3 protein-coding genes are annotated in these 3,410 nt (G+C 64.6%); 1 reads left to right on the top strand and 2 read right to left on the bottom strand.

Annotated features, from left to right (window positions below; genetic code table 11):
* Positions 1-731: FAD-dependent oxidoreductase (locus tag EN949_RS33890; RefSeq protein WP_164770201.1), on the top strand; the 731-nt coding region annotated here is incomplete at its 5' end.
* Positions 732-758: 27 nt separating this feature from the next.
* Here EN949_RS33890 and EN949_RS33885 read toward each other — a convergent pair.
* The gene (locus EN949_RS33885) at positions 759-1,973 is read right to left on the bottom strand and encodes a DUF459 domain-containing protein (RefSeq protein ID WP_013529720.1); all 1,215 of its coding nucleotides are present in this window, start codon (positions 1,971-1,973) and stop codon (positions 759-761) included.
* 128 nt (positions 1,974-2,101) lie between these two features.
* Entirely contained in the window at positions 2,102-3,322 is a 1,221-nt protein-coding gene (locus EN949_RS33880) for a lytic murein transglycosylase (protein ID WP_013529721.1), read from the bottom strand.
* Positions 3,323-3,410: the final 88 nt, after the last annotated feature.

The following is a 3,410-nucleotide window of genomic DNA, read 5'->3' as shown; positions in this document are numbered from 1 at the left end:
CGCCGCGCGCGGCCGGTATTCCCGGCGACGATCTCGGCGGTGTGCATGACGCGATGCCCTATCTGGTGCAGCAGAACAGGCGGGTCGGCGGCGAACCGATCCAGTCGGTGGCGTGGCCGTCGCATCCCATCATCGCCGGCGGCCAGCATGTCGTCGTCGTCGGCGGCGGCGATACCGCGTCCGACTGCGTCGGCACGGCCTTCCGCCAGGGCGCGGTGCGCGTCACACAGCTCGACATCCGCCCGCAGCCGCCGGAGAAGGAAGACAAGCTTTCGGTCTGGCCATACTGGGCGACGAAGATGCGCACCTCGTCCTCGCAGGCCGAAGGCGCCGAGCGCGAATTCCAGGTGGCGACGCTCGAATTCATCGGCGAGGAAGGCCAGCTGACCGGCGTCAAGTGCTGCGAGGTCGATGACAAGCGCAAGCCGATCGCCGGTACCGAATTCGTCATTCGTGCCGATCTCGCTTTCATCGCCATCGGCTTTGCCGGGCCGGCCGCGGCAGGTGTGGCGAGGGAATTGGAGGGTGAGATGAAGATCGCCACCGACAGCCGCCGCTCGCGCAATGTCGAGGCCAATGACCGCGACTACAAGACCAGCGTCGACAGGCTCTATGCGGCCGGCGACGTGCGTCGTGGCCAGTCGCTGGTCGTCTGGGCGATCCGCGAGGGCCGCCAGGCTGCGCGCGCGATCGACGAGGCGTTGATGGGGTCGAGCGTTCTCCCGCGCTGAGCCCGGCCTCAGAGCCGCGCTGCGAGACTAACGATTGATCGCGGTCGTGGTGTCGGTCGCGGCTGCGGCCTTCGGCGGCCAGGAGAAATCGTCGGCGCGGCCGGGCGATGCAATCGGTGCCTTGCCCTCGACCACAAGCTTTTCACCGGGCAGGTCCGGATTGGCCTTTGCCGGCGGTGCCGCGCCAAGCAGCTCCGAGCCGCCGTCGAGTGCCGGATCGCTGAGCAGCATCGGCGCGGTGCGGTCGATGACGATGGGGGGCGCGGCCGGCGCCGGCGTCTCGACAGGGGCGCCCGCCGGAGCGGACGGTGTAATCATGCTTCCCGGCGCGGTCAGGCCGAGGATCTTCAGCAGCGGTTTTTCGGTGTAGAAGGCGAGCTTGCGCTTGCCCGCCTTCGAGATATTGATGCCGTCATCGGCGCGCAGCCGCACCGGCTGGCCGTTGATGTCGGGGCCGCTGGTGACGAAGGCGCCGTTCTCGTCGACAAAGCCGTCCCAGATATCGACGAATTCGCCGCCATGGCTTTCTGCGGCCTGATGGTAGATGTCGTTGAAGGCAAGCATATCCGAGGTCATCTTCGGCACCCGGAACGCCGGCATGCCGACCCAAAGGAAGGGGACCTTGGCCGCGGCGATGGCTTTGCCCAGCGCGTCGGTCCTGCGTTCATATTCCTTGGTCCAGTTCTCGGAGCGTGGCTGTTCGCGCACGTCGCCCACCTTCATCGACTGGCGGTCGTTGGAGCCCAGCATGACGATCACGGCGGCGGGTTTTTCGGTCTCGATCAGCGATTTGATCTGTTCGGGCCAGTTGTAGAAATCATCGCGCACGAAGCCGGACGAGCCATTGCTGCGAACGACGATCCTGACGCCGGCATTCTCTGCGAAAGCGGTGTCGAGGCCTTCGGCGAGGCCGGCCGCCATGAAGTCGCCGACCACCAGGACGGTGCGGGCGTCCGGCGCCTTGTCGACCACCGGGATTTCCGGTTCCGCGGGCGGGCGCGGGGCGCGGGGTTTTTTCGCCTTGGGCCTGGGCCTCGGCTTCTGGATATCCAGGGGCGGCTCAATGCGCTCGCTGCGGCGCGGAAACAAAAGGTCGCGCAACGACCAGCCGCGGTTTTGCTGCTCCTGCGCCATGGCCGGCGCATGAAAGGCGCCAGCAACGCCGACGGCAAGCACGACCACGGCCAGGACGAGCACCGGCATGCGACGAACAAGCCCTGCGATGCGCGCAGCCGAAGCCAATCGTTTCCTCCGTCCCTTGGCGCAGTCCTGCCGAAAAACCGCATCGGTTTCTCGGCAAATGCCGCGCCAACCAGATTGCTACAGTGTCCTTTGCGCGCCTGGAAGGCCGCGCGGCACCGCAGGCGGCTCTATTTCTGCCGGAGCCACTTCAGCACTTCCATGCTCGGATAGCCGTCCTGGGTCAAGCCGGCCTTGGCCTGGAAGGCCATGATGGCAGTCTTCGAGCCGTCGCCGATCTTGCCGTCGAACTTGCCGTCGTAAAGGCCATGCTGGGAAAGCCGCTTCTGCAGCTCCTGTCTTTCCTCGAAAGTAAGCTTGGTGAAAGGCCGCTTCCAGTCCTGCACCAGACCGCTCGAGCCGGCGATTTCGTCGGCAAGAAGGCCGACGGCCAGCGCATATTTGTCGGCGTTGTTGTAGGCCTTGATGACCGTGAAATTCTTGATCATCAGGAAGGCTGGCCCGCTGCGGCCGTCCGGCACCTTCAGCGTCGCCTTGTCGGAGCCGTTCTTGAACGGCTTGCCGTTGGCCCTGGCGACGCCGAGCGCCTGCCACTGCGACAGCGTCTTGGAACCGCCGGGAAGTTTTCCGGCTGGCAAGGCGACCTCATAGCCCCAGGTCTTGCCGGCCTGCCAGCCATTCTTCTTCAACAAATTGGCTGATGTCGCCAGCGCATCGGGGATCGAATTCCAGATGTCTCGCTTGCCATTGCCGTCCATGTCCACGGCATAGTGCAGATAGCTGGTCGGGATGAACTGGGTGTGGCCCATGGCGCCGGCCCAGGATCCGCTCAGATGGCTTTCGTCGATGTCGCCGGTCTGCAGGATCTTCAGCGCGGCGATAAGCTGTGTGCGGGCGAATTTCGCCCGCTTCGGATCGGCGTAGGCCAAGGTCGCCAGCGAGCGAACGACGTTGCGCATGATGTCGTCGCGCTTGAGGATCTCGCCATAATTCGATTCCATCGACCAGATGGCCAGCAGGATGTAGCGGTCGACGCCGAACCTGGCCTCGATCCGATCCAGCCACGGCTTCCATTTCCTGGCCATCTGCTGGCCGACGGCGACGGACTGATCATGGACGCGGTTGTCGAAATAGTCCCAGGCGGGGGCCGTGAATTCAGGCTGCGTGCGCGCCTTTTCCAGCACCACGGGATCGATATCCCTGATGTTCCTGAAGGCCTGGTCGTATAGGGCGCCGGAAACGCCGCTCTGCACGGCGGTGGCGCGGAAGCCGGCGACCCATTGCCGGAAACCGGCATCGGCGAAAGCGGGGCCAGGCATCAGCAGAGCGAGCGATAGGCTGGCTGCCGCCATGACGCTGGTAAAAATTTTTGCGGCATTGCGAACGGACATCTTTTCCTCCTTCTCTGTCTCAGGAAAGACCATTCATCGCCGAACCAGGTTAGGAATTAGTTTACCATAGGTGCCGCCGGGAACGAAA

This window comes from Mesorhizobium sp. M7A.F.Ca.US.007.01.2.1 (assembly GCF_003998165.1).
GTDB classification, from domain to species: domain Bacteria; phylum Pseudomonadota; class Alphaproteobacteria; order Rhizobiales; family Rhizobiaceae; genus Mesorhizobium; species Mesorhizobium ciceri.
This window is presented reverse-complemented; position numbering and strand designations above follow the sequence as displayed.